General features: G+C 63.9%; 21 protein-coding genes. 9 read left to right on the plus strand and 12 right to left on the minus strand.

Annotated elements, in window-relative coordinates; all coding sequences use genetic code 11:
* The first annotated feature begins 11 nt into the window (after positions 1 to 11).
* Genes AC1DVN_RS08280 through AC1DVN_RS08295 form a run of 4 tightly spaced genes read left to right on the plus strand, consistent with a single transcriptional unit; the run spans position 12 to position 3,527 of the window.
* Complete coding sequence (locus AC1DVN_RS08280; RefSeq protein WP_069146710.1) at positions 12 to 1,079, plus strand: FecCD family ABC transporter permease; 1,068 nt, start codon at positions 12 to 14, stop codon at positions 1,077 to 1,079.
* Positions 1,076 to 1,870 carry an ABC transporter ATP-binding protein gene (locus AC1DVN_RS08285; protein ID WP_477993692.1) on the plus strand — a complete coding sequence of 265 codons (795 nt, stop codon included), beginning with the start codon at positions 1,076 to 1,078 and terminating at the stop codon, positions 1,868 to 1,870. Before AC1DVN_RS08280 ends, AC1DVN_RS08285 begins: the two co-directional genes overlap by 4 nt.
* Entirely contained in the window at positions 1,867 to 2,847 is a 981-nt protein-coding gene (locus tag AC1DVN_RS08290) for an ABC transporter substrate-binding protein (RefSeq protein WP_477993693.1), read from the plus strand. Before AC1DVN_RS08285 ends, AC1DVN_RS08290 begins: the two co-directional genes overlap by 4 nt.
* On the plus strand, positions 2,844 to 3,527 hold the full coding sequence (locus AC1DVN_RS08295) for a SagB family peptide dehydrogenase (RefSeq protein WP_477993694.1): 684 nt from the start codon (positions 2,844 to 2,846) through the stop codon (positions 3,525 to 3,527). The genes AC1DVN_RS08290 and AC1DVN_RS08295 overlap by 4 nt, the downstream gene beginning before the upstream one ends.
* 1 nt (position 3,528) lies before the next feature.
* On the opposite strand, the gene AC1DVN_RS08300 is transcribed toward AC1DVN_RS08295, so the two are convergent.
* From AC1DVN_RS08300 to AC1DVN_RS08315, 4 genes are all read right to left on the minus strand, one after another.
* Positions 3,529 to 3,822: an SHOCT domain-containing protein gene (locus tag AC1DVN_RS08300; protein ID WP_069146707.1), complete on the minus strand. Its 294-nt coding sequence runs from the start codon at positions 3,820 to 3,822 to the stop codon at positions 3,529 to 3,531.
* Positions 3,819 to 4,271 (minus strand): DUF6325 family protein, encoded by a 453-nt coding sequence (locus AC1DVN_RS08305; protein ID WP_070796736.1) that lies wholly within the window; start codon positions 4,269 to 4,271, stop codon positions 3,819 to 3,821. Before AC1DVN_RS08305 ends, AC1DVN_RS08300 begins: the two co-directional genes overlap by 4 nt.
* Positions 4,272 to 4,274: 3 nt before the next feature.
* Entirely contained in the window at positions 4,275 to 5,924 is a 1,650-nt protein-coding gene (locus AC1DVN_RS08310) for an MFS transporter (RefSeq protein ID WP_019746318.1), read from the minus strand.
* A gap of 65 nt (positions 5,925 to 5,989) precedes the next feature.
* A complete protein-coding gene (locus tag AC1DVN_RS08315; RefSeq protein ID WP_477993695.1) occupies positions 5,990 to 7,237 on the minus strand; it encodes a hypothetical protein in 1,248 nt (415 codons plus the stop codon).
* An 18-nt stretch (positions 7,238 to 7,255) separates the two neighbouring features.
* On the opposite strand from AC1DVN_RS08315, the gene AC1DVN_RS08320 reads away from it, so the two are divergent.
* Entirely contained in the window at positions 7,256 to 7,843 is a 588-nt protein-coding gene (locus AC1DVN_RS08320; RefSeq protein WP_019746321.1) for a DinB family protein, read from the plus strand.
* 1 nt (position 7,844) lies between these two features.
* On the opposite strand, the gene AC1DVN_RS08325 is transcribed toward AC1DVN_RS08320, so the two are convergent.
* Complete coding sequence (locus AC1DVN_RS08325) at positions 7,845 to 8,024, minus strand: hypothetical protein (protein ID WP_139047398.1); 180 nt, start codon at positions 8,022 to 8,024, stop codon at positions 7,845 to 7,847.
* Position 8,025: 1 nt separating this feature from the next.
* On the opposite strand from AC1DVN_RS08325, the gene AC1DVN_RS08330 reads away from it, so the two are divergent.
* Genes AC1DVN_RS08330 through AC1DVN_RS08345 form a run of 4 tightly spaced genes read left to right on the plus strand, consistent with a single transcriptional unit; the run spans position 8,026 to position 15,005 of the window.
* Positions 8,026 to 8,661 carry a TetR/AcrR family transcriptional regulator gene (locus AC1DVN_RS08330; protein WP_019746323.1) on the plus strand — a complete coding sequence of 212 codons (636 nt, stop codon included), beginning with the start codon at positions 8,026 to 8,028 and terminating at the stop codon, positions 8,659 to 8,661.
* Positions 8,662 to 8,686: 25 nt separating this feature from the next.
* Positions 8,687 to 10,384: an AMP-binding protein gene (locus tag AC1DVN_RS08335; protein ID WP_477993696.1), complete on the plus strand. Its 1,698-nt coding sequence runs from the start codon at positions 8,687 to 8,689 to the stop codon at positions 10,382 to 10,384.
* Positions 10,381 to 13,578 carry a carboxyl transferase domain-containing protein gene (locus AC1DVN_RS08340; RefSeq protein ID WP_019746325.1) on the plus strand — a complete coding sequence of 1,066 codons (3,198 nt, stop codon included), beginning with the start codon at positions 10,381 to 10,383 and terminating at the stop codon, positions 13,576 to 13,578. The genes AC1DVN_RS08335 and AC1DVN_RS08340 overlap by 4 nt, the downstream gene beginning before the upstream one ends.
* A gap of 56 nt (positions 13,579 to 13,634) precedes the next feature.
* Positions 13,635 to 15,005, plus strand: coding sequence for a sulfatase family protein (locus tag AC1DVN_RS08345; RefSeq protein ID WP_477993697.1), 1,371 nt, complete (start codon positions 13,635 to 13,637; stop codon positions 15,003 to 15,005).
* On the opposite strand, the gene cysC is transcribed toward AC1DVN_RS08345, so the two are convergent.
* The 7 genes from cysC to AC1DVN_RS08380 form a co-directional block, all read right to left on the minus strand.
* Complete coding sequence (gene cysC / locus AC1DVN_RS08350; protein WP_019746327.1) at positions 15,002 to 16,882, minus strand: adenylyl-sulfate kinase; 1,881 nt, start codon at positions 16,880 to 16,882, stop codon at positions 15,002 to 15,004. The genes AC1DVN_RS08345 and cysC overlap by 4 nt on opposite strands.
* A complete protein-coding gene (cysD, locus tag AC1DVN_RS08355) occupies positions 16,882 to 17,796 on the minus strand; it encodes a sulfate adenylyltransferase subunit CysD (RefSeq protein WP_019746328.1) in 915 nt (304 codons plus the stop codon). Before cysD ends, cysC begins: the two co-directional genes overlap by 1 nt.
* Positions 17,793 to 18,602: a trehalose 2-sulfotransferase gene (gene stf0, locus AC1DVN_RS08360; RefSeq protein WP_019746329.1), complete on the minus strand. Its 810-nt coding sequence runs from the start codon at positions 18,600 to 18,602 to the stop codon at positions 17,793 to 17,795. The genes cysD and stf0 overlap by 4 nt, the downstream gene beginning before the upstream one ends.
* A gap of 122 nt (positions 18,603 to 18,724) precedes the next feature.
* On the minus strand, positions 18,725 to 19,666 hold the full coding sequence (locus tag AC1DVN_RS08365) for a copper resistance D family protein (RefSeq protein ID WP_019746330.1): 942 nt from the start codon (positions 19,664 to 19,666) through the stop codon (positions 18,725 to 18,727).
* Positions 19,667 to 19,670: 4 nt separating this feature from the next.
* Positions 19,671 to 20,189: a copper resistance CopC family protein gene (locus AC1DVN_RS08370; protein WP_019746331.1), complete on the minus strand. Its 519-nt coding sequence runs from the start codon at positions 20,187 to 20,189 to the stop codon at positions 19,671 to 19,673.
* The gene (locus tag AC1DVN_RS08375) at positions 20,189 to 20,857 is read right to left on the minus strand and encodes a YcnI family copper-binding membrane protein (RefSeq protein ID WP_019746332.1); all 669 of its coding nucleotides are present in this window, start codon (positions 20,855 to 20,857) and stop codon (positions 20,189 to 20,191) included. Before AC1DVN_RS08375 ends, AC1DVN_RS08370 begins: the two co-directional genes overlap by 1 nt.
* A 52-nt stretch (positions 20,858 to 20,909) precedes the next feature.
* Entirely contained in the window at positions 20,910 to 21,425 is a 516-nt protein-coding gene (locus tag AC1DVN_RS08380; protein ID WP_019746333.1) for a hypothetical protein, read from the minus strand.
* Between the last annotated feature and the right edge of the window lie 13 nt (positions 21,426 to 21,438).

The raw sequence follows: 21,438 nt of genomic DNA on the forward strand, positions 1-21,438 counted from the left end.
TCAGGAGTGCGATGACGCTGACCAGCGAAGCAGTACCTGATGCCCCGTCGCGTGCGCATCCCGTCGGCGACCGCGGATACGTCCCGTTTCTGTTGGCCACGGCCGTGGTTCTTGCCACCGTCTCCACCGTCGCGGTGTGGTCGGGCGCTGCGTCGCTGTCCTTCGCCGACGTATTCGCGGTGTTGTACGCGCACGTCGGTGGACCGCCGGTCGACCCGCTACTCGATCGGATCGTGTGGGGACTGCGGGTTCCGCGCATTCTGATCGCGGCACTGGCAGGTGCCGGGTTATCACTGGCCGGCGCGGTACTGCAAGCGTTGGTGCGCAATCCGATTGCCGATCCGTACATCTTGGGTGTCGGTTCCGGAGCGTCATTCGGCGCAGTGCTGATCATGACGACGGGCATCGGAACCGGCCTGTCGATCGGTGTTCCGGTGGCAGCCTTCCTGGGGGCCATGGTTTCCCTGATCGCGGTTCTCGTACTGGGTCGGCGCGAGGGAATGCTTGTCCCGCTGCGCATGGTCCTGGCCGGAGTTGCCATCGGCTATCTGCTTTCGGCTGCAACAAGTTTCGTGCAGTTACGCGCCGATCCGAGTCAGCTTTCGGGAGTGCTCTTCTGGTTACTCGGTTCGGTGAGCGGGGCAGGGTGGTCGGATCTCGGTGTGCCCGCCGCGGTGATCACCGTCTGTGCGGCAGTGCTGTTGACGCAGTCTCGCCAACTCAACGCGCTGGCGATGGGAGACGAGAGCGCGCAATCGGTGGGCGTCGACGTGCGCCGTACCAGGTTGCTACTACTGGTGATCGCGTCGTTGCTGACCGCGGTTGTTGTATCCGTTGCCGGCGGAATCGGTTTCGTGGGGCTACTCGTGCCGCACGCCGTAAGACTCCTCGTCGGATCCGACCACCGCAAGCTGCTGCCGGCAACCGCGCTGGTCGGTGCAACCTTCCTGGTGATCGTCGATCTTGCGTCTCGGATGTTGGATGCGCCCAACGAATTACCGCTCGGAATCATCACCGCCGGATTGGGTGCTCCGTTCTTCCTCTGGTTACTTCGACGCGACGGAGGTGCGCAGTCATGAGATTGTCGGCCAGCGGGATTCAGGTCGTTCGAGGTGGGCGTCTGGTGGTTTCCGGCGTAGATCTCGAAGCGCCCGAGGGGAGCGTGGTCGGACTCGTCGGGCCGAACGGCAGTGGAAAGTCCTCCCTCCTGCGCGCGTTGTACCGCTCGATGAAGCCGCGAAGCGGAATCGTGAAGGTCGACGAAGTGAACGTGTGGGACGATCTCTCGCCACGATCCGCAGCACGCATCATCGGTGTTGTGGGGCAAGAGCATTCATCCGACTTCTCGTTCAGCGTCCGCGAGGTGGTGGCGACGGGCCGGACGCCGCATCACAGCGCATTCTCTCGACTCGGTGAAATCGACCGGGACATCGTCAGTGCCGCACTGGCGCGAACCGGTATGCACGGCTTCGGATCACGACTCTTCGCTGAACTGTCCGGCGGAGAAAAGCAGCGGGTGATGTTGGCCCGGGCGATCGCTCAACAACCTTCGGTGCTGGTCTTGGACGAGCCCACCAACCACCTCGACATCCGAGCTCAACTCGAACTGATGGAATTGGTCGCCGAACTCGGTACCACGACGATTGTCGCGATCCATGAACTCGCCTTGGCCGCAGCGTATTGCGACTACGTCTGTCTGCTCTCCGGCGGGGTAGTTGTCGCGACAGGACCAACGGCCGAGGTCCTCACCGAGGACCTGGTGTCCGAAGTATTCGGGGTTCAGGTGCATCTCGGCACTCATCCGTTGACCGGGCGCCCCCTGCTCTCGTTCGCCCCTCCGCTCCTAAACACGAAAGAAGCAGTTTCTTGAAATCCTCGATACGTACTGCCGCGCTGTTGTGCTCGGCCGTTACCGTCACTGCAGTACTGACCGCATGCGGAAACTCCACGGCGGATTCGGCGACGTCGTCGTCCGAGAAGATTTCCGTCACCAATTGTGACCGCGAGGTCACGTTGCCCAAGACGGCGGAGCGGATTGTCTCGCTGTATCCGTCGATGACGGAGCTTCTGATTCAACTCGGTGCCGCCGACCACATTGTCGGACAATCGAATACCGATCTCTCTCCTCCCAGCCCCGAACTCGCGGATCAGTTCGCGGCCGTGCCGGTACTGAGCACCGGAGTTCCCGCGAAAGAAGCATTGCTCGACGCCCGTCCGGATCTGATCGTCTCCGACGGGGAATATTGGTTCGACGGTGACCGACTGCAGAGCATGGACGAATTGCGTGACCTCGGCATCCCGATCTTCGTGAACAGCGGCTACTGCCACAAGGCGGTCACCGAGGGGCGGATCGACGACGTCTGGTCCGACATCGACGGTCTCGGTGCCCTGACCGGAACAAGTGACGAAGCAGCAACTCTCCTGGCAGATGGCAAGAAGTCGCTCGCAGAAACCGAGGCGTCCGTGGCCGGGAAGGAGCCGGTTCCCACTGTGATGGTTCAGGTTTCGGAGGGGCAGTCCTACGCTCTGGCGAGGGGCCTCTACAGCAGCGTGCTCGAGGCGGCCGGGGGAAAGAACCTCTACGAGAGCGACCTTCCGGATGGGAAGTACTTCGGCCAGGTAGCCACCGAATCGATACTCGCGAAGTCGCCGCAGGCAATTCTTGTCGTTTACTCCACCGAGTCGGCTCGGGAATCCACACTCGACGCTGCTCGCACGGCATTTGCCGGGACGCCTGCCGCGACGTCGAATGCGATCTTTGCAGTCCCGGAGGCGTGGTTCGCCGGTGAATTGGTGTCGATCGACGGAGCTGCCGAGGTGTCTCGCCTGCTGCACCCGGGTTCGTGACCGCACTCGAGCGAATCGAGGCCGTCGTATCGCTGCATGCAGCGTTGGACCGGACGGTGAGTCCGTCGGAGCTACCGTTCGACGAGCACGCACTGCCGCCGGTGACGTGTGAATCCGTGGACCTGCCGGCCCCGACGTCACTGCCGGCCCGCGGGTTCGCGGACGTCTTGCAGGCTCGAGGGAGCCGCTACGACCCCGCACAGACGGCACTCCGAGCAGGCGAGCTGTCAAACGTGTTGCACCACAGCCTTGTCAGCAGCCCGACCGCGGGCGGGATGCGCGAACTGACGGTGTTGATGGGTCTCACCCGGCCCTGTGATCCGCTCGGAGTCGGGGTGTACCGGTACGCCCAGGGCCGCGCCGAGGCTGTCCGGCCAGGCGACGTGCGAGAGCACCTTCGAGCGAGCCTTCTCCAACCCGAGTTCGTCGACGTGTTCCCGGTTCTTCTGTTTGTCGTCGCGAACGTGGAAGCGCCGCTCGAGAAGTACGCGATGCGGCACTACCGCACGATGCACGTGGATGCCGGTGTGCTGGTTCAGAATCTGTACCTTGTGACCGAGGCGATGGGACTTGTGGGCTGCGCCATCGCAGGATTCACGGATGCGCGAGTGGCATCTCTGTTGAATCTCGCGACGACGCAGCTTCCCGTCATGGCTTTTGCACTCGGGCGGCCCAGCTAGTTCAGGCGAGGATGCGGGCCTTCTGGGTCTCGAACTCGGCCTCCGTCAATACGCCGGCATTCTTGAGTTCGCCCAGCTTGGTGAGCTGTTCGAGCTTCGCGTCCATCGACATTTCCGATTCTGCCGGAGCTGCCTGCGGCGGGAGGGGCGGTAGATCGGGAATCGGCGGCACCGGCTGGACCTGCGCTGCGCGGGCCTGATCTTCGGCGGCCCAACGGGTCCGCTGACGGCGCTGAACATTGCCGTGAATGGAGCTTGCGACGGCTACCCGGCCGGCTCGCCTCAAGAAACTCATGCGTCCTTCTCCGTGGTATCCGGTGCGGTGTTGTCCAGTGCAGCAGCCAGTTCGTCCACGCTCAGGTGACCTTCGGTGACAACCTTTGCGCCGCTGCGGGTCCAGGCCTCGATGACCGGCAGTATTGCCAGTTCCTCGTAGACGAGTACGGCGGCAACACTTCCGGCGGCCAACTCGTCACCAACGGCAGCGATGTCGCCGGCGTCGAGCAGTCCGGAGGCAGCGCCGTCGAACTGCGCCAGATCGAAATCTGCGAGTTCGAAGGTGGACGCGGGTACGACGGATACCGATCCGTCGGCGGCTTTGGTGACGAACTCGAGGTCGAGGATGCGGATCACTCCGGAGTCGACGAGAGTGAGCAGCTGCTCGAATCCCGCGGAGGTCGGTGCACCGCCGGGAAACTCGACGGCAACGTATTCGATCGGACCGAATTGGTCTTGGTTGGACATCGGTTACTTCTTGCCCTTCGTGGGTTGCGGTTCGTCCAGAGCAGGTACTTCGTTGGGCATGCGCCCGGCCGGAATGATGGCGAGCAGAGAGAGCCCGGCGAGTACGAGCAGCGAGGTTCGCAGTGCGCGCAGGCGCGCTTCGGTGTTGATCCGGATGGCTTCGTCGATCTGTGCCTGTGTCGCCGAGGTGTTTTCGAGCGTCACGACGAGTTGATCGTTGGGGACGAAGTTGACCTGGTCGAGATTGATCCCTGACTCGACCTTGAGCGATGCCGGGATGGTGGGGTTGTCGATCAGCTGCGAGCTGACGAGGGTACCCAGGATTCCGACGGCGAACACGCTGGCCACCGCGATGCCGACGCTGCCGGACATGTTGTGTACCAGTCCTCGCCAGGCGCCGACGTCACCGGCCAGTTCCTTGGGAGCTGCGGTGAGGAGGGTGTTGAACACCAGCGCAACGATGGCGCCCTGCCCGAGGCCGAGCGTGATAAGGCCGATGACAACAAAGATCTGATGCCAGTCACCACGAATGGTGAAGGCCAACAGTATGAGTCCAGCGGCAACAACGACGAACCCGGCTCGTGCGATCAGACGCGGGGAGTACGTCTTGTACAGGCGCGCGACGACGGTGCTCGCGATGAAGATCGAGAGTGTGTACGGGATGATCGAGAACGACGTCTGCAAGCTGCTGCGGCCCTGGATGATCTGCATGTACAGCGGAATGAGGAAGTTGGCCGCGGTTCCCACGAACATCATCGTCGCCATGCAGATCGTGGTGGCGCGCTCGGCGCCGGTCTTGAGGACGTCGAGATTGAAGAGCTGAGGCTTGTTCTGCGCCTTGCGGCTTCGCGTCCACTGGAAGAATCCCTGCGCGCAGATGGTGCCGAGGACGATCAGGATGGCCGCGGGTGAAACACCGATGACCGAGAACGGCGCAGCGTCGGTGGCCAGGATGACGCCCCACGAGTTCAGGCCGCTGAAACCGAAGCTGAGCAGGATGACGGCAACGGCAGCCAGTGCGGCGCCGGCCCAATCGATGGTGATGTCCTTCTGCGGGGGAACAGGTTTGACACGGAAACTCAGGACCAGGTTGACCACGGCGAGCGCCACGACGAGGGCGAAGGAGTAACGCCACCCGATGGTCGTCGCGAAGGAACCGGCGATGAGTAGTGCCAGCACACCGGCTGCGGGGATTGCTGCTGCCAGGTAACCGATGGCCTTTGCCTGCTGATCGCCATTGAAGTTGGTGGCGATGAAAACCGTCAACGCGGGGGCGATGAGAGCGATCACGGCGCCGGACGCGGCTTGCGCCACGAACAGCATTGCCGGGCTCTGGCTCAGAGCGACCGCAGCCATCGCGAGACCGTGAATCGCGACGGCAATCTGGAAGACCAAACGCGTCCCGTAGCGGGCGCCGATCTTGGCGCCCAGCAGAATGAAGGCAGCCATGGCAAAGGTGCCTGCGGTGATCGCGGTGCCGACACTTGTTGCAGGAGTGTCGAGATCGGTGGTGATGCCGGCCATCGAGACGGTCAGCGCATTGACGGCGAACGACGCCTGAATCTGCGTGAGGACCACCACGATCAGTGGTAGCCAGGAGGCGGTGGTTACGGCGGCCGACGTATCGGCTGCGCCAGGCTTTACGGACATCATGGGTCACGCCTTCCTCGACACTGCGTGTACTCGCGGCGTGCCCGGATCAGCCACGCACGGTTACATTAGCCGGAATTGTGCTGAATGGTCGCCTGCAAGTGGTTGGTTTCTTCGCGGTAGACCACCATCTCCCGTTGCAAGGCGCGCCGGAAGCGTGGTTGCTCGGCCAGGAGTACGGCCAGTACGGTCAGCAACAGCCACGTCGCGGCCGCGCTCGCGAGGAGCAGCAGGACCGGAATCCACGGCCCGCCCATTTGTTCGAGCAGCGTCGTCTTGGCCCAGACTCGCCAGTAGAGCATCAGATTGACGATSAGTCCGACACCGTACGAGATGACGAAAGACAGCAGGAACTGCTTCCACGTGCCGTCGTGGCGCCTCGCCGTCATCGGTTCGGCCCGCAGCGGCAAGGCCACGGACATCACGTTGGCGACACCGAGCCACAGCAGGATCATGGTCAGTACCTGACCGCACGCCTTCACCAGATCAGCACTGCTTCCGGAGCGCCACGCGAGGATGGCACTGAGCAAGAACCCGGCGCTGCCGACGAGAAGCAGCATCATCGCATTCTTCGCGACGAGGACGTGCCAGAGCCTGGTTCCGCCGGACAAAGCAGCACGGACGCGGCCGGCGTCGAAGCTGAGCGCATTGGTGCACACGACGCTTCCGACCACACCCGAGAGTGCGTACAGCGCAAGGTAAGGCAGTCGATCTTCCTTGGCGTCCCACTGGAAGAGGCGAATGAATGCCAGGTACACCAAGCCCATTCCGAGGCTCAGCCCCAGTCGAAAAGCGATCGACCGAGGCTTGCCACTCACGACGTGCCGTGCTTCCTCACGGATCCGGGAGCCGAGATCCTGCACGTGCCGGACGACGGGGTTGCCCGAGTTCAGCGGGACGTAACCGCGGATCGCGGCGGCGACGGTATCGGTATCTCCGGCATCGAGCGCGGCGACGCGTGCTTCGAGAACCGCAAGGTGGGCGGCGCGCAAGGCTATCCGCGCGGTGGTCACCGCGGCGACGGCGTCGGCCTCGGCCTGCGCGGCGGTGCTGATGCCGGCGTCGGCGGGCAGCGGCGGCTGCAACGTCGTGATCAGTTCGAGTTGGCGAGCCATGTGCGGCGACGGCGACAACCCGCTGTACGACGGTCGGCTCAGCGCTGATCGTTCGTCGTCGAGCGAATCACGCACGGACGCGGCAGCCTTGCGGACGGCTGCCGGGTTGTGCCAGCGCACCGACCGGGCGTCACGCTCGGCGGCGACGGCCCGGGATGCAACCTCGGTCAGATCCTCCACCGCTGTCAATGTCTGCTCCACTCGGTTTAGGTTGGTTTCATGACCACCAACTCGGAAAAGGAAGATCTCCAGCGGTACCTGCAGGCAGCACGTGACGCGCTCGTCTGGAAGCTCGACGGGCTGTCGGAGTATGACATTCGGCGTCCGATGACCCGGACAGGGACCAACTTGTTGGGACTGGTCAAACACATGATCGGCGTCGAGCTCGGGTATTTCGGTCCGACGTTCGGCCGTCGGGTTCCCGATCTACCGGCGTGGTTGCGTTCGGAGGAACTCAACGTCGACATGTGGGCCCGCGCCGATGAGTCCAGTGCCGACATCGTCGAAACCTATCGCCGCACCTGGGCTTTCGCTGACGCCACGATCGAGCAGCACGATCTGGACGCCCCCGGCTTCGTGAAGCACTGGCCGGAGGATCGTCGCGACGTCACATTGCACCGGATACTCGTTCACGTTGTCACCGAGATCCATCGGCACGCCGGCCACGCGGACATCGTGCGGGAGCTGATCGACGGCGCTGCTGGGATGAAGGCGGGCGACAACAATCTGGCTCCCGGTGATGAGGCGTGGTGGGCCGAGTACAACGACCGACTGGAGACGGCGGCACGCGAGGCCCACCACGCCTGAACTACTCGAATACCGCTGCCGCACCGATCACCACGACGACGATCGCCGGGCCGACCATGTCGCCGGCCCCACGGGTGATCCGGGAGACGATTTTCTTCTCGCCCAGCTTCGCGACTGAGCCGACGAGAACGGCGGCGAGGATGCCGCAATTCTTGACATTGACGTCAACGTCAACACACACTGTGACGGTGACCACCAGCGAAACGCAGGAGCGAGCGCGGACAGCCCGCAAGCTCGGGGACGGTCCACGTCGGGCCGGCCTGCTCGACACCGCTGCTCTCTGTTTCGGCGAACTCGGATACGACGCCGTGACCGTCGAGACCATCACCACCAGGGCCGATGTGTCCCGAGCGACCTTCTACGCGTACTTCTCGTCGAAGGACGAGGTCTTTCGTGCCGTCGCCGAAATGATGTGCCGACGGTTTCTCGACGCCCAGCACATGGAGGGGCCAGCGGCCGAGGATCTACGCGAAGTTCTCAGAACGACCACGTCGGCGTTCATCACGGCCGTGTACACCTACGGGGACCTGCTCGCGGTGATCGAGCACCGGGCGCGGGTGGATTCCGAGGTCGAGCGCAGTTGGTCAGCAGTTCGCGAAAAGCTCGTGAGCCGCTACGTACGCTTCGTCGAACGTATTCGACAGGTTCACGATGTAGATCCCTGCGTTTCGCCCCCGGTGCTCGTTCAGATGATCTCGGACGCACAGATGGCCGGTGGAGCACGACTGAGTAAGGCGAGTGTCGAAGAGCAGAACCAGTTCATTGCAGATATGACGACGATGTCCGAACGGTTGATCGGGTTCGAAGAGTCGAAATAGATTTCTTTTACGAATGGAGTGATCGGTGGCAGAACAAGACGTGCTCGAAGCGGCTCTGGCGGAAATCACTGCGCTGCAGCAGGCGCATTGGCCCGCCGGGATTCCCCGCGCCGTCGAGTATCCGCTCGAAGGCGGGGGACTTGTCGACTACTTGCGGCATTGGGCGCTCGAGCGGCCGGATACTCCCGCAATCGTCTTCTACGGCCGCGTCATCACGTATTCCGAATACGACGAGCTTTCGGATCGTTTTGCCGGATGGCTGCTTTCACTCGGAGTTGAACGAGGTGATCGTGTCGGCGTTCACCTGGTCAACTGCCCGCAGTTCCACATCGCGATGCTCGGCATTCTCAAGGTCGGTGCGGTTCACGTGCCCATCAATCCGCTCTTCCGTGAACACGAATTGATTCACGAACTCAACGATGCCGGCGTCAAGGTCCTACTGACGCAGAACACTTTCTCGAAGCTGGTGAAGAAGGTTCGCTCACAGACTCCACTCGAACACGTCGCGAAGACTGCAGTATCGGACATGCTGACTGCGATCCCCACCGTCGAACTGCCCTTCGAGGTCGACGATCCGCGCCTGAGCGACTGGCAGTCGATCATCACCAGTGAGCGGGTGACTCCCGTTGCCACCGAACTCGATTCCCTCGCCGCCCTGAACTACACGGGCGGAACGACGGGAATGCCCAAGGGCTGTGAGCACACTCAGCGCCACATGGTTTACACCGCGGCCACCGCGACGCTTGCCGGTGGTGACCAGGTGGGTGCCAATCCGCCGGTATCCCTGGTGTTTCTGCCGATCTTCTGGATCGCGGGTGAGGACTTCGGCATTCTGGTTCCGCTCGTCAACGGCGGAACCGTTGTCCTGCTGAATCGTTGGGATGCGGAGACCACGCTCGACGCGGTCGAGACCTACGGTGTGACCTCGCTGGTCGGAACCGTCGACAATTACGTCGAACTGATGGACACATCAGGGTTCTCGGAGCGAAATCTCTCGACACTCCAGAACGCCATGGCAGTCTCGTTTGTTCTCAAACTCGATCCGGCCACGCGCCAGCGGTGGCGCGAGGCTACCGGCGGTGTTCTGCGCGAAGCGAGCTACGGCATGACCGAAACCCACACCGCGGACACGATCACCCTCGGTTTCCAGGACGGCGACTACGACCTGAAAAGCGAGCCGGTGTTCTGCGGAATTCCGGTGCCCGGTACCGATGTTCTGATCGTCGATCACGACGGCAGGCCGGTTCCCGTCGGTGAGCACGGACAGATCATCGTGCGCAGTCCGTCGATCCTTTCCGCGTACTACCGCAACGAGGCTGCCACCGCCGACGCCATCCGTGACGGCTGGTTGCAGACCGGCGATGTCGGAAAGTTCAGTGAGCGTGGTGGTTTGCACTACCTGGCGCGAAACAAGGAAATGATCAAGACCAACGGCATGAGTGTCTTCCCCTCCGAGGTGGAAGCGCTGCTGATGCTGCATCCCGCGATCGAAAAGGCTGCGGTGGTACCGAAACCGGACCAGGAGAAGGGGCAGGTGGCTTTTGCGTTTGTCCAGCTGGTCGAGGGTTCCGACACCGCGGCCGACGAGATCGTCTCGTGGGCCAAGGAGAACATGGCTACGTACAAGGTGCCCGAAGTGGAAGTGCTCGAGGCGCTTCCGATGACTGCAACCGGAAAGGTGCGCAAGGGCGATCTGTTCGAGCGCACTCAGGGGGAAAAGTGAGACTGCTGATTGCGAACCGCGGCGAAATTGCGCTGCGGATCATTCGAACTGCCCGTGAACTCGGGATCGAAACGGTGTCGGTTTACGCCGAGGACGACGCGTCCAGTCCGCACGTCGCGGCGGCCACGGAGTCGGTGCCGCTCGGAGCTTCGGGCGCATCCGCGTATCTCGATCAGAGCGCACTGCTGAAGATCGCGGCCGAAACGGGCGCCACGCACGTGCACCCGGGCTACGGATTCCTCAGTGAGAATGCCGAATTCGCGCAGGCGTGTACCGAGGCGGGCATCGTCTTCGTCGGCCCGGACGCCCAGGTTCTCCGGACTTTCGGCGACAAGGCCAGCGCCCGCACTGCGGCGGTCGACTCCGGCGTACCGGTCCTGCCGTCGACATCGGCGAACGCCGACCTCGACGAGGTGCGTGAATTCTTCGAGCGCAACTCCCGCGGCATCATGATCAAGGCGCTCAGCGGCGGCGGTGGCCGCGGCATGCGTGCGGTGCGCGACCCGAAAGCGCTCGACGACGCGTACCGTGTGTGTGCGGCCGAAGCCCAGTCGGGATTCGGCAGTTCGGCACTGTTCGCCGAGGTACTCAGTGAGCACGCTCGGCACATCGAAGTGCAGATCGTGGCGGCGCCGGGGCAAGGCGGAACCCACGCGCTCGCTCTGGGTGACCGTGATTGCAGCGTCCAACGTCGGCATCAGAAGTTGATCGAGGTTGCGCCCGCGCAGGGGCTGTCGGGGGCCCTGCGCGAGCGGCTTCACGCTGCGGCCGCGCGGCTGTGCGCCGAGGTCGGCTACCGAGGCATCGCGACGGTCGAGTTCCTGGTCGAGGAACGCGGATTCGTCTTCCTCGAAGTCAATCCCCGAATTCAGGTGGAGCACACGGTGACCGAGGAGGTCACCGGAATCGACCTCGTCGCCGTGCAACTCGCTGTCGCGGACGGGGTTCAGTTCGAGGACCTGGACCTGCCAACCGGAATTACCGCCGTCGAGAAGGTATCGGAGACAGTCGGATCCGTGGCGTCGGCGTCGGGGATCGCGATACAGGCCCGCGTCAACATGGAAACCATGACGCCGGACGGCAATGCGCTACCGTCCTCCGGCACGCTCGACAACTTCACTCCTCCTGGCGGACCCGGCGTGCGCGTGGATACCTTCGGTACGGTCGGACTCTCGCCGAGTGCGCGTTACGATTCGCTGTTGGCGAAGGTCGTCACCCACACGCGTCGATCGGATTTTCCTGCCGCTGTGCGCAAGTCGATTGCTGCTCTGAGTGAGTTCACCATCGACGGCGTGGCGACCAACCTCGAATTCCTGCAGGCAATACTGTCGGACAAGGACTTCCGCGACGGCCTGGTCGACGTCGACTGGTTGGGTTCTCGATTGGCGGACCTCGTTCCCGAAGCGGGCCCACAAACACCCTCCGCGAGTGTGGACGTGGCGCCGGACGAGGACGTGGTCCGTGCACAGATGGCGGGAATCGTCGTCGAACTTGCCGCAGTCGGTGACGGCGTCCATGCGGGTGGCCAGGTCGCCGTCCTCGAAGCGATGAAAATGCAGCATGTTCTCTCGGCGCCCGGTGACCTCGAAGTGGTCCGGATCCTGTCGTCACCGGGGAGATCGGTGAGTGCGGGCGAACCGTTGCTCGTCGTCCGTAGCGCAAGCTCGGGATCGAAGCTCGCCGAGGTCGACGAGGTGGACCTCGACGACGTACGTCCCGATCTGGCGGAGATCATCGCTCGCCACGAGGTGACCCTGGACGCGGCGCGGCCCGCGGCAGTGGCGAAGCGCCACAAGCTGGGGCGGCGGACTGCTCGCGAGAACGTCTACGACCTGGTCGACGACGACAGCCTGGTCGAGTACGGCGCTCTCGCACTGGCTGCGCAGCGCAGTCGGCGAAGCGAGGAAGACTTGATCGCCAACACTCCTGCTGACGGTCTGATCGGCGGAGTGGCGACCATCAGCGGCGGCGAGAGCGTCGTGATCTCGTACGACTACTCGGTGCTCGCCGGTACCCAGGGCATGCGCAATCACGCCAAGACCGACCGCCTGCTCGAGATCGCCGATCGCAAGCGAGTTCCGGTAGTGCTGTTCGCGGAAGGCGGCGGTGGTCGCCCCGGTGACACCGATGCAGGGGCGGGAGCGGGCCTGGAACTGGGAACCTTCCGTGCCATGGCGGCGCTGAGCGGCCGCGTACCCATGGTCGCTGTCGTGTCCGGCCGCTGCTTCGCGGGCAACGCGGCCCTGGCCGGTGCCTGCGATGTACTGATCGCGACGCCCGACGCCAACATCGGCATGGGCGGCCCTGCCATGGTCGAGGGCGGCGGGCTCGGAAACTTCCGCCCCGAGGACATCGGCCCCATCGATGTGCAGCGCCGTAACGGCGTCGTACACCTGGTGGCTGACGACGACGCTCATGCGGTGGCGCTGGCCAAGCAGTACCTCGGCTACTTCCAGGGTGCGAGCCAGGCGTGGACGGCTCCGGATCCGCGGCTCTCCCGGCATGTGGTGCCGGAGAATCGCCTGCGCTCGTATGACGTTCGTGGAGCGATCGAGGCGATCGCGGACGTCGACAGTGTCCTGGAACTGCGTCGCGATTACGGTCGCGGTGTAGTGACGGCACTCGTTCGTGTCGAAGGAGTTCCGTACGGTGTGCTGGCGAACAGCAGCGAGCATCTCGGCGGAGCAATCGACGCGGAAGCCTCCGACAAGGCTTCGGATTTCCTGGAACTGCTCGAAGCGCACCGCATCCCTCTGGTGACCCTTTGTGACACACCGGGATTCATGGTGGGTCCGGACTCGGAGGAGGAGGCGACGGTCCGAAGGTTCGGCAGATTCTTCGTTGCCGGTGCTCGCCTGACGGTGCCGTTCGGAACGATCATCCTGCGCAAGGGGTACGGGTTGGGCGCCATGGCGATGGCCGGTGGTTCCTTCCACGCACCCGAGTTCACGGTGGCGTGGCCGACCGGCGAGATCGGGCCGATGGGTCTGGAAGGTGCCGTGCGCCTCGGTTTCCGTAAGGAACTCGAATCCGTCGAAGACCCGGAGGCTCGGGAAACTCTGTTCGGTCAGTTCGTGGAACTGGCCTACGCACAGGGCAAGGCATTGATGGCGGCTACCACGTTCGAACTGGACGATGTCATCGATCCCGCCGACACCCGCGCCTGGATCAGGCAGCTCGGCAGAAACAGTTGAGATCCTGCTGATTCGAGCTGTTGCCGCACGTGGGCAGGGCAACTAGCCTTGCCCACGTGTCGGCTGCGCGAGATAACGTCCTGATCATTCATTGGCACGACCTGGGCCGACACCTCGCGAGTTACGGTGTCGCCGGGGTCAACAGCCCCAACCTGGACCGGCTGGCGGCAGAAGGCATCCGGTTCTCCGACGCACACGCGACGGCGCCGCTGTGCTCACCTTCGCGCGGTTCTCTCTTCTCGGGCAGGTATCCGCACAACAACGGTCTGATCGGGTTGGCGCACCACGGCTGGGAGTACCACGCTGAGGTGCAGACGCTTCCGCAGATCCTCTCCGACAACGGTTGGTACACCTCGCTCTTCGGCATGCAGCACGAGACTGCGTACCCGAAGCGACTTGGCTATCACGAGTACGACGTCACGAACTCGTTCTGCGACTACGTGGTTCCGCGTGCCCAGAACTGGCTACGACGCTTCCCGCCCGAGCCTTTCCTTCTCACCACGGGGTTCTTCGAAACGCATCGGCCGTACCCGGCCGATCGCTATACCCCGGCGGACACCGCAGCGCTGGAGGTTCCCGGATATCTTCCCGACGTGCCGCAGGTACGCGAGGACCTGGCCGAATTCCACGGCAGCGTAGAGGTAGCCGACGCCGCGGTGGGTGATCTGCTCGGGACGCTCGAGGAAGAGGGGCTCGACGAGAACACGTGGGTCTTCTTCCTCACCGATCACGGCGCCGCGTTCCCACGTGCCAAGTCGACGCTCTACGCACCGGGCACCGGGATTGCGTTGATCGCTCGGCCGCCGGCTCGGTATCGCAGTGGCGGAAAGGAATACGAGACACTGTTCAGCGGTGCGGATCTTGTTCCTACCATTCTCGATCTCCTCGGTATCGACGTCCCCACCGAGGTGGAAGGGCGCTCGCACGCCGATGCCCTCGTCGATCGTGGAACCGAGCCGTCCGAACCCGTCCGGACCTCCTTGTTCACGGAGAAGACCTTTCACGACAGTTTCGATCCCATTCGCGCGGTGCGCACCAAGGACTACAGCTACATCGAGAACTACGCTGTCCGCCCCGCGCTGGATCTTCCGCTCGACATCGAGGACAGTCTTTCCGGAAAGGCGCTCGGCACCGAGCATCTGGCGGTACGCGCACCCCGGGAGCTGTACGACCTTCGTGCCGACCCCGACGAGAAGATCAATCTGATCGATCGACCGGAAGTCTCGGCAATACAGGCGGAATTGTCCTCGCAGCTTCACACGTGGCGCGCCGAAACGGATGATCGTCTCCCGGACGAGGCATTGGGAAGCGCGATGGCGGTGCATCGCATGGCGGCGTACCTCGAGAAGATCGGTGTCCGACCCAACGTGCGGTCCGCCTACAGTGCGGACCGCGGTTACCTCGAGTCGGACACCGAAAACCCCTAGGGCCTGGCGGTTTCGCGCTCCTCCAACAATGCGATGACCCGCCCGACCAGTTCGTTGATGTCAGCGCCTGTCGTGTCGAAAGCCAGGTCCGGGTCCTCCGGAGTCTCGTACGGTGCGTCGATTCCGGTGAGCCCCTTCAGTTCACCGGCCCGCGCACGCGCGTACAGGCCCTTGGGATCTCGGCGTTCGCATTCTTCGACGGGAGTGGTGACGGCAACTTCGAGGAAGGTGAGCCCGGCAGCTTCGTTGAGAGCACGCGCAATTGCTCGATCCGAACGCAGCGGTGAGACCATCGACGCGATGGCCACGACGCCGGCATCGGCGAACAGCCGAGTGAGATGCCCGACGCGCCGGATGTTCTCGGCCCGGTCTCCCGGCGAGAACCCGAGATCGTCGGAGATACCGTGGCGGACGTTGTCACCGTCCAGGAGATACGCGGTGCGTCCCGCGTTGACCAGCGCACGTTCGACAGCCACAGCGACGGTGGATTTTCCGGAGGCAGGCAGGCCGGTCAACCAGATCGTCGCGCCCTTCTGGGTCGTCGACGCCCACCGCCGCTGACGTTCGAGTGAAGACGGATGCCACTTGATGTCGTTGCGGGTCTGCTCACCGGGAACGACGACGCGTGGTTCGAGAATGGTGCCGGCGCCGACGGTGTCGTTGCTCTGCTCGTCGATCAGAATGAAAGCGCCGGAGTCCCGATTGTGGTCGTAGGTATCGGCGACCACCACGGAACTGGTTCGGAGCGTGACCGTTCCGATGTCGTTGAGCCCCAGTTCGACTGGGCTGTCCTGCTCGTCGAGCGTCTCGGGGTCGAGTCGGGTGTGCAGTTCTTGAACGGTCGCGCGCACGGTCCGGGACGTATGTTTGAGCGCTATCCGATCGCCGGCTCGCAGTGGAGTGTTCGACAACCAGCAGATCGTGGCTTCGAGTTCTCGGGCCAGAACCGGCAAATGGGCCTGCGCACCGCCGCTGACCAGAACGTCGCCACGTCCGACGTCGATGTCGTCGGCCAGTTCCACCGAAACCGACAGTGGTGCAACGGCAGTACTGCGGTTGTCGTCGAGGGTGTCCAGGCTGATCACGGTGCTCTTCGATCCGGACGGCAGTACCACTACCTCGTCTCCGACGCTCAGTGTGCCCGCCGAAATTCGGCCGGTGTACCGGCGCCGATTCTGCGGATCGGGGCGCGAAACCCACTGCACGGGAAGCCGAAGTTCCTCGATGTGGGTCGCGGGCGCATGGAGTTCGACGCCTTCGAGATATTCGAGAAGTGTCGGCCCGTTGTACCACTCGGTGTTCTCCGAGCGGGTCACGACATTGTCGCCGGCTTTCGCGGAGACGGGGATGGCAAGTACGTCGCCTCGCCCGAGCTGGCGTGCCAATACCCGCAATTCTTCCTGTACCTGCGCGAATCTCGCTTCGTCGAAGCCCACCAGATCGATCTTGTTCACCACGGCCACAAGGTTCGGAACACCAAGTAGCGCTGCGATTCTGGCGTGTCGACGCGTCTGACGCAGCACGCCGGTCCTCGCGTCGACCAGCAGGACCGCTACGTGGGCGTTGGATGCTCCGGTGAACATGTTGCGCGTGTAGCGCTCGTGTCCCGGGGTGTCGGCGAGTACGTAACTTCTGGTCGGAGTGGAGAAGAATCGGTACGCGACGTCGATCGTGATGCCCTGTTCACGCTCGGCGCGCAATCCGTCGGAGAGTGCAGCCAGGTCGGCGACACCGTGCTCGTCGGTCACGGAATCGAGGTGATCGGTTGGCAGGCTGTCGGTGTCGTGCAACAGTCGGCCGATCAGCGTGCTCTTGCCGTCGTCGACGCTACCCGCCGTGGCCAGCCGCAGGAGTTGGCGAGTGATGGTGGTGGTCATCAGAAGTAGCCCTCACGCTTTCGGTCTTCCATCGCGGCGACCGAGGTTCGGTCGTCTGCGCGAGTCTCGCCTCGTTCGGAAACCGTCGCGGCCGAGATCTCGGTGACGACGTCGTCGATGGTGGTGGCGTGCGATCGAACGGCGCCGGTGATGGTCAGATCGCCGACGGTTCGATATCGCACCCACTCGGTCGTTGCCGCGGCGTTCTCGGCGTCGGTGCTGAATTCCGAAGCAGCGAGGAGCATTCCGTCGCGCTCGAATACCCGCCGTTCGTGCGCGAAATAGATGGGCGGCAACTCCAGTTCCTCCTGGGCTATGTAGCGCCAGATGTCGAGTTCTGTCCAGTTGCTCAGCGGGAAGACACGAACGGACTCTCCGCGTCTGATCCGACCGTTGTAGAGCGACCACGGTTCGGCCCGTTGCGCCCGAGGGTCCCACTGGCCGAACTCGTCACGGAAGCTCAGGACTCGCTCCTTGGCTCGCGCACGTTCCTCGTCCCGGCGGGCGCCGCCGAATGCGGCGTCGAATCGCCCGCCTTCGAGAGCGTCGAGCAGAGTTCTGGTCTGCAGGCGGTTTCGCGATCCGCTGGTCTCGGTCGACTCCTGCACTCGACCCTGGTCGATCGAATCCTGAACGGAAGCAACCAGAAGTGTGTGCCCGCCCTCCTTGATTCGGCGGTCGCGAAATTCGATGACTTCCTCGAAATTGTGACCGGTGTCGACGTGTAGGACGGGGAAAGGGAGTGGGGAGGGTCGAAACGCCTTCTCGGCGAGTCGAAGCAGGACTATCGAGTCCTTGCCGGCCGAGAAGAGCAGTACCGGTCTTTCGAGTTCTGCCACCACCTCTCGAATGATGTGAACCGCTTCGGATTCGAGAACTCGGAGTTCGTCGACAACATCGGTGACGGTGCTCATGTGACGGGGTATCCGTTCTGTTCGGCGTCGATGCGGTAGCGCTGCACCCATTCGCGGGAGCGTCCGTCGCTCTGACGACGCAGCGGCGGTGGTGGGGCCAGTTGGCCGTCGAGACCGAGGGAAATGAGGGTTTTTGCGACCACGGACTGCGGGTCTTCGGTGAGATCGCGGAACCCGATCTCGATGGGGGAGATGTCCTCCTCTTCGAACCAGCGCTTCCACTGGCGTTCCTGCTCACCGAGAATCGTCACCAGGTGTGCGATTCCGAGCGCGTTGTACTGCGCACCGTCCGAGAGATTCGGTGGGGTCGCGTCGTCGCGCCAGACCTGGGTCTGCACGGCTCGCCACATCGATACAGCCTGAGCGACAACATCTTCTCGATAGACGTGGATGAACTGCAGGTCGTGATCGAGGGTGTCGTGGAGTGCGGAACGTAGATCTGTCCCACTGCGCCACGGCAATCCGGCTGCGCGATCAAGCAGGAGCGGTGTCTGATTCCACATCAGCTTGCCGCCCCAGACTCCGTTGGGTGTTCGGCCGAGTTCGAGAAGTTGTGTGCGCCACTGCTCGGAGGTGCGGGTGTCCGGCGTACCCGGGTGGAACGGGGCGAGCAGACCCAAGACGGACTCGTCCGTGACGTCTTCGAACCACTGCCTCGGTTGCGGCGAACGCGAGGTCTCGGGGAGGTACTGGAAGAACTCTTCCGGCTCACCCGCGACCCCTGTTGCTCGCAGGGATTCGACCAGCAAAGTACTGCCACTGCGCTGCGAAGCGCAGACGAGAAACGAGCGTTGGGCCTCCGTCATGCGAGCAACGCTAAGGGTGGCCGGAAACCGCCGCAAGCTGGGAAAATAAACTCACGTAGAGGTTAAATCTCGACGTGAAACGTTAAATGTGCGGGTCACGAAATCTTGTGCTGAGGCACGTCTTACGCAGTTGTCGCAAGGGCCGCGGCGAGCCCGAATGCGATGGCCATGAAGACAACTTCACCGATGGCGCGGCGCAGGGATCCGTCCGAACTCATGCGGTGTGCAGCACTTGCGACCACCCATGTCCGGCGCCACCACCATCCCAGCGCGACGAGCATTGCGATCGCCACGATCTTGGCGAGGATCACCCGGCCGTAAGCGGTGTCGTAGAAGGCGGAGAGCGAGTCGAGTCGCACGACGGCGTTGACGATACCGGTGACGACCAACGCGAGGACACATCGCCAGGCGAGGGCGGAGTACCTGGGCAACCAGATCGCCCAGGCACCGCGCGACGGTACGGCAAGCGCGAGTGCGGCCAGCACGCCGAACCACAAGGCCGCAGCGAGGACGTGAACGGCGTCGAGGATCGATCCGAAGCTCTGCTGCGCCATGTGCCCGGTGATCGGGCGGGCAGCGAGTGCCAACGCGGAGACGACCAATGCCGGTGCGACGGGCACCGTCTCGGGATTGGTGAAGCCGTAGATGCCGTAACAGACCACGGCAAACGCGCACGCGATGATCGCGACACCGACGCGGCCGACGTTGACCTCGGAGACGAATGCGCCGAAGTGCCCGATGGTCAGTGAGGTGACCGGGGCGCCGTCTGCCGCTGCGGCATTGAGCACGAGGAGCGTGATCTCGGCGACGAGCCAAACCGCTGCCGCCGCGGTGAGCTGAGTCCACATGATCGCGGGGGTTGTTGCCGGACGGCGTTCACTGCGGCCCATCCAGGCAAGCGTCGCGATGCCGAGCGTCAACGAGCCGCATCCGATCGCGAGAACGCGGACAGTGCTCGACGATTCGGGTCCCGACGGGCTCGCGAGGCCCCAGGCGATGAGGACTCCCAGCAGAGCTGTGGGTACGGCAAACAGCAACCACCACCTGTTTGCCGTACCCGTCACGCGATCAGCTCGACTTCGGCTTACGCAGCACGAAGAACAGCGCACCGCCGAACACGACGACTCCGGCGACGATGAAGATCCACACCGGCATGCTGCCGGACTCCGACTCACCCGTACTCGACGCGGCGGCAGCGCCGGGAGTGCCCGACCCCGCCTCGGTGAGGGTGAAGGTCAGTGTTCCGTTGACGGGGTGACCGTCGGCGGAAGTGACGCGGTACGCGATGGTGTAGACGCCGGTCGGCCCGAGATCGCCGAGGTCTGCACTGACAGTGGGTCCTTCGACGGACGGATCGCTCTTGGTCCAGAGGTTGCCGTCCGGGCCGGTGACCGTCAGTGCCGCGAACTGCGCCTGCAGAGCCTCGTTGAACGTGACCGAAACCTTTTCAGGCGCAACCTGAATGGACGCGCCGTTTTCCGGGTTGGAGCCGACAACCGCGGAGTGTGCACTGGCCGTGCCCATTCCGAGCATCGTGGCCAGCATCGCGAGCATGCCGACGGTGATGACCTTGATCCGGGTACTCATCAGCGCTTGCTCCTGACCAGTGCGCCGAGGCCGAGTGCAGCGCCCAAGGCGCCGAGCACCAGGCCGACGCCGCCGAGCCAGCGCGCGGTGTTGTCTAACGAAGAAGATTCGGAAGCAGCGGACGTCTCGGCAGTGTTATCGGCAGCAGGCGCTCCGTGAGCATCGCCGGTGGATGCGGCGAGAGTCAGCGTCGGCGCGGGCTTGTCCGGCTCGCTGCCGTCGGCAAGTTCTTCCTGATCCCAGTTGACGACGTTGCCGTCGCTGTACGTCTGCACGGCCTTGAACTCGACCTCTTCCTGCTCCGGCAGCGGGCCGGCGGAAAGGACGAACTGCTGGAACTGGCCGGGGGCGATTCCGACGCCGGGGTCGGCCGTCCAGGTCACGGACTTCGCGACCAGCGAGGTGGGGTCCTTCTCGACGACGGCGGTCCAACCGGGCATCGGTTCGGTGCGTGCCGACTTGAGGTCGGGGAGGGCCACCGTCAGCTTGGTGGTCGAAGCGGTGTCGGATTCGGTGGGCACGCGGAACGTGAGAACGGAGTATCCGCCCTGCGTAGCTCCTGGTGCGACGACGCTGACGTGTGCTGAAGCAATTCCGGCGGCCAGCAGCACAGCGCTGCCGGTAGCGACGGTCGTGACAACCGCACGCGAAATCAGGGTGTTCTTCATGTCGGGGAGTGTCCTCTTGGTCTGGTGAAGGGGTGGGGAGTTCTACGAATCTTCAGACCAGGGCAGGAGGGCCGCGCCGCGAGATGCTGGCGCGAAGAAGGGCGTCGACGGGTCCGTGATGGATTCCGGTCGAGACGGTGTGGCCGCGGGAAGTGACGGCGGCGGGAGCCAGGGACGCCAGGACGACGTGGAGAGCGTGGGTGACAACGCGGTAGAGGCGCTCGGCGGCCAGGACCGCCACCGCACAGGCGACGGTGGCACCGGCGTGAGCACCGAGCATCACCAATCCCGGAGCGGGCGAATGAGCGTGCTCGGAGAGCGTCATGGTGGTGTGGGCGGCAAGCTGACCCAGGCCAAGAGCCACGATCAGGGCAGCGGGCCCCCGGGAGAGGGCGGGAAGGGTGGCCGTCACGGCGCCGACGGTTGCGCAGACGGCGAGCAGCAGGGTCAGCGACGACGACTGTGGCAGCTCGCCTCCGCCGATTCCATGCGCGGCGACAGCGAGAGCAGCCGAAGCGGAACCGACAGATATCCCCCGGAGGGTCGCGGTCTGCTCGGCTGCTCTCACTGGCGTTCTCAGG

The organism is Rhodococcus sp. P4_E4 (assembly GCF_056401575.1).

Coding starts and splice junctions, on each gene's coding strand:
- AC1DVN_RS08280 (WP_069146710.1), top strand. CDS start 12: ATGACGCTGACCAGCGAAGCAGTACCTGATGCCCCGTCGCGTGCGCAT.
- AC1DVN_RS08285 (WP_477993692.1), top strand. CDS start 1,076: ATGAGATTGTCGGCCAGCGGGATTCAGGTCGTTCGAGGTGGGCGTCTG.
- AC1DVN_RS08300 (WP_069146707.1), bottom strand. CDS start 3,822: ATGAGTTTCTTGAGGCGAGCCGGCCGGGTAGCCGTCGCAAGCTCCATT.
- AC1DVN_RS08305 (WP_070796736.1), bottom strand. CDS start 4,271: ATGTCCAACCAAGACCAATTCGGTCCGATCGAATACGTTGCCGTCGAG.
- AC1DVN_RS08310 (WP_019746318.1), bottom strand. CDS start 5,924: ATGATGTCCGTAAAGCCTGGCGCAGCCGATACGTCGGCCGCCGTAACC.
- AC1DVN_RS08320 (WP_019746321.1), top strand. CDS start 7,256: ATGACCACCAACTCGGAAAAGGAAGATCTCCAGCGGTACCTGCAGGCA.
- cysC (WP_019746327.1), bottom strand. CDS start 16,882: ATGACCACCACCATCACTCGCCAACTCCTGCGGCTGGCCACGGCGGGT.
- cysD (WP_019746328.1), bottom strand. CDS start 17,796: ATGAGCACCGTCACCGATGTTGTCGACGAACTCCGAGTTCTCGAATCC.
- stf0 (WP_019746329.1), bottom strand. CDS start 18,602: ATGACGGAGGCCCAACGCTCGTTTCTCGTCTGCGCTTCGCAGCGCAGT.
- AC1DVN_RS08370 (WP_019746331.1), bottom strand. CDS start 20,189: ATGAGTACCCGGATCAAGGTCATCACCGTCGGCATGCTCGCGATGCTG.
- AC1DVN_RS08375 (WP_019746332.1), bottom strand. CDS start 20,857: ATGAAGAACACCCTGATTTCGCGTGCGGTTGTCACGACCGTCGCTACC.